Genomic DNA, 6117 nt, shown 5'->3' with positions numbered 1-6117 from the left:
GGCCCCGACCGTCGCGGCTCCCGCCGGGCCCTCGGCGACCACGGCGGCCAGCGGGCCGTCGGCGATGCGTCTGACCAGCTCCTCGTGGTCGATGCGCCCGGCCGCGGCCACCACGACGTCACCCGCACGGAGGACCCTGCGGTGGAACGATCGCAGCGTCTGCGCGTCCAGGGCCACCACCGACTCCTCGGTCCCGATGATCGGGCGAGCCAGCGGGTCATCACCCAACACGGCTCCGGTGGCGAGTTCGCAGGCGAGGTCCTCCGGGTCGTCGGCCCGGCCCGCGAGCTCGTCGAGCACCACGTCCCGCTCGATCTCCACGTCCTCCGGGTCACACGACCCGCGTGCCACCACGTCCACCAGTACGTCCACGGCCGTCGCCAGGCCCTCCGCCGGGACGTGGACGTGGTAGCAGGTGTGCTCCCGGCCCGTGTAGGCGTTGAGGTCACCCCCGAGGAGATCGATCCGCTCGGACAGTTCGAGTCCCGAGGCCGTGGCGGTCCGCTTGAACAGGACGTGCTCGAGGAAGTGCGCGGCACCGTGTTCCTCGGGGGCCTCGTCGGCGGAACCCGCCGCGATCCACACCCCGACCGCCGCGGTGTGGCACCACGGCAGGTTCTCGGTGACCACCCGGAGCCCGGGGATCGATCTGTCCACCCTGATCGTCGGATCCACGGCGACCCTCCCTTCCAGCGATACGAGGCACGCACCCCGCGCTCCGGGGTGCGTGCCTCGTGAGGTGCCGGGGTGCGCGTTCCCGCCCCGGCGGTGTATCAGTTGTCGTCGCCCTCGGCGTCGGCAGGCGATGCCGCCGCGGCGGACTCGTCGCCGACGGGCACGAGGCTGATCTTGCCGCGGTTGTCGATGTCCGCGATCTCGACCTGCATCTTGTCGCCCACGTTCACGACGTCCTCGACCTTGCCGACCCGCTTGCCCTGGCCCAGCTTGGAGATGTGCACCAGGCCGTCGCGGCCGGGCAGCAGCGAGAGGAAGGCGCCGAACGGGGCGGTCTTGACGACCGTGCCGAGGAACCGCTCGCCGACCTTGGGCAGCTGCGGGTTGGCGATGGCGTTGATCTTGTCGATCGCGGCCTGCGCGGACTCGCCGTCCGTGGCCCCGATGTACACGGTGCCGTCGTCCTCGATCGAGACGGACGCGCCGGTCTCCTCGGTGATCGAGTTGATCATCTTGCCCTTGGGCCCGATGACCTCACCGATCTTGTCGACCGGGACCTTGATCGCGATGATGCGGGGCGCGAACGGGCTGAGCTCGTCCGGCTCGTCGATCGCCTCGGCCATCACGTCGAGGATGGTCAGCCGGGCCTCGCGGGCCTGGGTGAGCGCGCCGGCCAGGACCTCGGACGGGATGCCGTCGAGCTTGGTGTCGAGCTGCAGCGCGGTGACGAACATGCCCGTGCCGGCGACCTTGAAGTCCATGTCGCCGAACGCGTCCTCGGCACCGAGGATGTCGGTGAGGGCCACGTAGCGGGTCTCACCGTCGACCTCGTCGGAGACCAGGCCCATCGCGATACCCGCGACGGGGGCCTTGAGCGGCACACCGGCGTTGAGCAGCGACAGGGTGGAGGCGCAGACGGACCCCATCGAGGTGGAGCCGTTGGAGCTGAGCGCCTCGGAGACCTGCCGGATCGCGTACGGGAACTCCTCGACGCTCGGCAGGACCGGCATGAGCGCACGCTCGGCGAGCGCCCCGTGGCCGATCTCACGACGCTTGGGCGACCCCACGCGACCGGTCTCGCCGGTGGAGTACGGCGGGAAGTTGTAGTGGTGCATGTAGCGCTTGCTGGTCTCCGGACCGAGCGAGTCGATCTGCTGGGCCATCTTGACCATGTCGAGCGTGGTGACCCCGAGGATCTGGGTCTCACCCCGCTCGAACAGGGCGGAACCGTGGGCCCGTGGGATGACCTCGACCTCGGCGGACAACGCGCGGATGTCCCTGATGCCGCGGCCGTCGATGCGGAAGTGGTCCGTGAGAATCCGCTTCCGGACGATCTTCTTGGTGAGCGACTTGAACGCGGCACCGAGCTCCCCGACCCGACCGGAGAACCGCTCCGAGAGCGAGTCGAGCACCTCGGCCTTGAGCTGGTCGGTCGCCCCGTCGCGCTCCTGCTTGTCCGCGATCGACATGATCTCACCGAGCTTGGCCTCGGCCACCTCGGAGACCGCGGTGAACGCGTCCTCCTGGTAGGGCGGGAAGAGCGGGAACTCCCGGGCCTCGGACGGGGCCGCGGTGGCCAGTGCCTGCTGCGCGGCGCACAGCTCGGAGATGAACGGCTTGGCCGCCTCGAGACCCTGCGCCACGACGTCCTCGGTGGGAGCCTGCGCGCCACCCGCGATCTTCTCGATGACGGTGTCGGTGGCCTCGGCCTCGACCATCATGATGGCGACGTCGGCGGTATCACCGGAGCCCACGACGCGACCGGCCACGACCATGTCGAAGACCGCCTCGGAGAGCTGCTCGACGGTGGGGAAGGCGACCCACTGCCCCTCGGGGCGGGCGGCGGTGGGGATGAGCGCGATCCGCACGCCTCCGACCGGACCCGAGAACGGGAGGCCGGACAGCTGCGTGGAGGCGGACGCGGCGTTGATCGCCACGACGTCGTAGAGGTCCTTGGGGTCCAGGCTCATGATGGTCACCACGACCTGGACCTCGTTGCGGACCCCGTCCGCGAAGGTCGGGCGCAGCGGACGGTCGATGAGGCGACACGTGAGGATGGCGTCGGTGCTCGGCCGACCCTCGCGGCGGAAGAACGAGCCCGGGATGCGACCCGCGGCGTACATCCGCTCCTCGACGTCCACCGTCAGGGGGAAGAAGTCGAAGTGCTCCTTGGGGTGCTTGCCCGCCGTGGTGGCGGACAGCATCATGGTGTCGTCGTCGAGGTACGCGACGACGGCCCCGGCGGCCTGCTTGGCAAGGCGTCCGGTCTCGAATCGCACCTCGCGGCGACCGAAGTCGCCGTTGTCGATGGTCGCGACGGTCTCGAAGACACCGTCTTCGACCTCGACGGCCGTGATCTCTGGCATGTGTAGTCCTGTCCTGTCGGTGACTGGGGGCCTCACGGCGGAGACGTCTCCGCCGGGCCCGCCGGGTCACACGTCAGGGAATCCCGGTTCGACTTCGGTCTTCGATCGAAGCGGCCGGAACCGGCGCCCGTCCCGGGGCACCCGCGGTTCCGGCAGCCACTACCGAGGACCGTCAATCGGACCTGTCGACACCCGGTACGTGCGCACCGGCCGTGATCAGGCTACCAGGGAGAACACCCCGGGTCACCGGGGGACGCGCGGACACCGCCCCCGTACAGCACTGTTCCCCACCCTCTTCGAGGACGGGGAACAGTGGGCGTGCGGGCGGGGTCCGCTCAGCGACGCAGACCGAGGCGCTCGATCAGCGAGCGGTAGCGCGCGATGTCGACCTTGGCGATGTACTTGAGGAGACGACGACGACGGCCGACCATCAGGAGCAGGCCGCGACGGGAGTGGTGGTCGTGCTGGTGGCTCTTGAGGTGCTCGGTCAGCTGGCTGATCCGCTTGGTGAGCAGCGCGACCTGGGCCTCGGGCGAACCGGTGTCGGTCTCGTGGATCCCGTACTCGGCCAGTACGGCCTTCTTCTCTTCGGTGGTCATCGCCATGGGTGTCTCCTGGTTGTTCCAGTCCGCGAAAATGAATGACCCCGCCGCCGCGGACCGCAGGAGGGCCGACAGGAGACGTTACCAGCGGAGGGCACCGGCGCCCCAATCGATGATCAGCGGCGGTCGGCGCCGGCGTCGAGAACGGCCCTGGTCCTGGCGACGTCCCGGTCCATGGCCACGAGGAGCTCGTCGACCGAGGAGAACTTCTCCATGTCGCGGACGTGGTCGACGAAGTCGACGGCCGCCACCCGCCCGTAGAGGTCCGCCGACTCGTCCAGGACGAAGGCCTCGACGCTGCGCGCCGCGTCCCCGAACGTCGGATTGGTCCCCACGGAGATCGCGGCCGGGTAGCGCCGACCGGGCTGGATCGACCCGTCTACCTCGTGATCGTCGAGGAGGGTGAACCACCCCGCGTAGACGCCGTCGACGGGCACTGCCGTGTACTCCGGCAGATCCAGGTTGGCCGTCGGGTACCCGAGGTCGCGTCCACCACGCCCGGCTCCGTGCACGACGATCCCGGACACGCGATGGGGACGGCCGAGGATCGCGGCCGCGCCGGCGACGTCGGACTCCGCGAGCAGACGCCGGATCCGGGAGGAGGACACCGGCTCCCCCCCGGATTCCAGCAGATCCATCACCCGGACGTCGATGCCCCGCTCGGCGCCCAGCTCGCGCAGCGTCTCCGGGGTACCCGCCGCGCGTCGGCCGAACGAGAAGTTGCTGCCCACGGTGACGGAGCGGCTCCGCAGCCCCCGCACCAGCACGCGGTCGATGAACTCGTCGGGTTCCCACGAGGCCATGTCGGTGTCGAAGGGCAGGGCGAAGACGGCATGGACCCCGAGGTCGCCGGCCAGTTCGGCGCGTCGCTCCAGGGGGGTGAGCACGAGCGGATGCGTACCGGGTCTGATCACCTCGACGGGGTGCGGGTCGAACGTCACCAGCACCGGGCTCGCCCCCGACTCGCGTCCGGTACCCACCGCGTGCTCCACCAGACCCCGGTGACCTCGATGGAGTCCGTCGAACACCCCGAGCGCGACGGAGGTCCCGCCGTCGGGGATCACGATCTCGTCGAACGTCCGCCACAGCTGCACGGCGCCCACCTTACGCCCGGCGATCACAGGCCCGCCGGTCGCATGACCACGACCGGAGCGGCGCGCTGGCCGGACTCGGAGACCAGTGCGGCCACCCGCCCGTCCGGCCCCACGGCCGCGACCACGCCGGAGTCGCCGCGGGCCGCCAGCCACCGTCCGTGTCGCAACCCCTCGGCCTCGTCCGCGTCGACGTCCCGGCGGGGGAAGGCGGTCAGCGCGGCGGCGTCGAGGTCCAGGGACAACCGTGGATCCTCCTCGAGTTCCCCGAGTGTCCGGGCGACGTCCAGTCCGAACGGGCCGACGCACGTGCGCCGCAGCGCGGTGAGATGACCCCCCACGCCGAGCGCGGCACCGAGGTCGCGCGCCAGCGCCCGGATGTAGGTGCCGGTCGAACAGTCGACGACGACGACGAGGTCCACCACCTCCCCGGAGCGCGTGCGCTCGAGGACCTCGAATCGCGACACGGTCACCGTCCGCGCGTCGAGCCGGACGTCCTCCCCGGCCCGCACCCGGTCGTAGGCGCGTCGACCGTCCACCTTGATCGCGCTCACCGAGGACGGGACCTGGTCGATCTCCCCGGTCAGCGCGGCGACCCCGGCGTCGATCGCCGCGTCGGTCACGGCGGAGGCGTCGACCCGCGCGGTGGTCTCGCCCTCCGCGTCGTCGGTGGTGGTGGTCTCGCCGAGCCGGATGGTGGCCTCATAGGTCTTGGTCTCCAGCGCGAGCAGGCCCAGGAGCTTGGTGGCCCTCTCGATCCCCACCACCAGGACGCCGGTCGCCATCGGGTCGAGGGTGCCGGCGTGCCCCACCTTGCGGGTGCCGAAGTACCGGCGCAGTCTCCCGACGACGTCGTGGCTGGTCATGCCGCCCGGTTTGTCCACGACGACGAGTCCCGGGGCGGGGGCGGGGCGGGGGTCGGGTCTGCGCGGGGTCACGCCGGACACGCTATCCCCCACCGCCCGGACGCAGCACGATCGCCGAGGCGACGTAGCCGTCCCGCACCGCCCACCGACCGTGGAGCTCCACCAGGTCGGGCCCGCCGTCCGCGGCCCGCGGGTCGACGAGGATCCGCGACCTCAGCACGCCAGAGGAGGACGCGCCGTCGACCTCCGTGGGTGTGAGCGTGATGTGGGCGTCGGAGAAGCCCAGCCACCGCCGCGTGAGCGGGTACCACGCCTTGTAGGTGGCCTCCTTGGCCGTGAACAGCAGGCGGTCCCAGTGGACCGCCCCCTCCTCCCCGCGGGCCGCGCGCACCCACGCCGCCTCCTCGGGCAACGAGACCGCCTCGAGCACCCCCTCCGACAGCGGCCCGTGTGGTTCGACGTCGAGTCCGAGCGACCGGACCCGCTCGGCCGACGCCACCGCCGCCGCCCGCAGACC

At 71.1% G+C, this 6117-nt stretch carries 6 protein-coding genes; all 6 read right to left on the bottom strand.

Annotated features, from left to right (window positions below; genetic code table 11):
* Positions 1–675, bottom strand: a 675-nt coding sequence (locus G6022_RS01445) for an insulinase family protein (protein ID WP_182690924.1), incomplete at its 3' end; no start/stop codon positions are given.
* Between the two features lie 98 nt (positions 676–773).
* Complete coding sequence (locus G6022_RS01440; RefSeq protein WP_182609303.1) at positions 774–3041, bottom strand: polyribonucleotide nucleotidyltransferase; 2268 nt, start codon at positions 3039–3041, stop codon at positions 774–776.
* Positions 3042–3376: 335 nt separating this feature from the next.
* Positions 3377–3646, bottom strand: coding sequence for a 30S ribosomal protein S15 (rpsO, locus tag G6022_RS01435; protein WP_107747462.1), 270 nt, complete (start codon positions 3644–3646; stop codon positions 3377–3379).
* A gap of 113 nt (positions 3647–3759) precedes the next feature.
* Positions 3760–4737 carry a bifunctional riboflavin kinase/FAD synthetase gene (locus G6022_RS01430; protein WP_179525429.1) on the bottom strand — a complete coding sequence of 326 codons (978 nt, stop codon included), beginning with the start codon at positions 4735–4737 and terminating at the stop codon, positions 3760–3762.
* Positions 4738–4760: 23 nt separating this feature from the next.
* A complete protein-coding gene (gene truB / locus G6022_RS01425; protein ID WP_182690922.1) occupies positions 4761–5672 on the bottom strand; it encodes a tRNA pseudouridine(55) synthase TruB in 912 nt (303 codons plus the stop codon).
* 10 nt (positions 5673–5682) lie between these two features.
* The coding region (locus tag G6022_RS01420) for a 4'-phosphopantetheinyl transferase superfamily protein (protein WP_182690920.1) at positions 5683–6117 on the bottom strand (435 nt) is incomplete at its 5' end.

The sequence above is a fragment of the Dietzia sp. Cai40 genome, from assembly GCF_014145165.1.
GTDB classification, from domain to species: domain Bacteria; phylum Actinomycetota; class Actinomycetes; order Mycobacteriales; family Mycobacteriaceae; genus Dietzia; species Dietzia natronolimnaea.
This window is presented reverse-complemented; position numbering and strand designations above follow the sequence as displayed.

Excerpts from the sequence above, each read along its gene's own strand:
- G6022_RS01440 (WP_182609303.1), bottom strand. The coding sequence starts at position 3,041 with ATGCCAGAGATCACGGCCGTCGAGGTCGAAGACGGTGTCTTCGAGACC.
- rpsO (WP_107747462.1), bottom strand. The coding sequence starts at position 3,646 with ATGGCGATGACCACCGAAGAGAAGAAGGCCGTACTGGCCGAGTACGGG.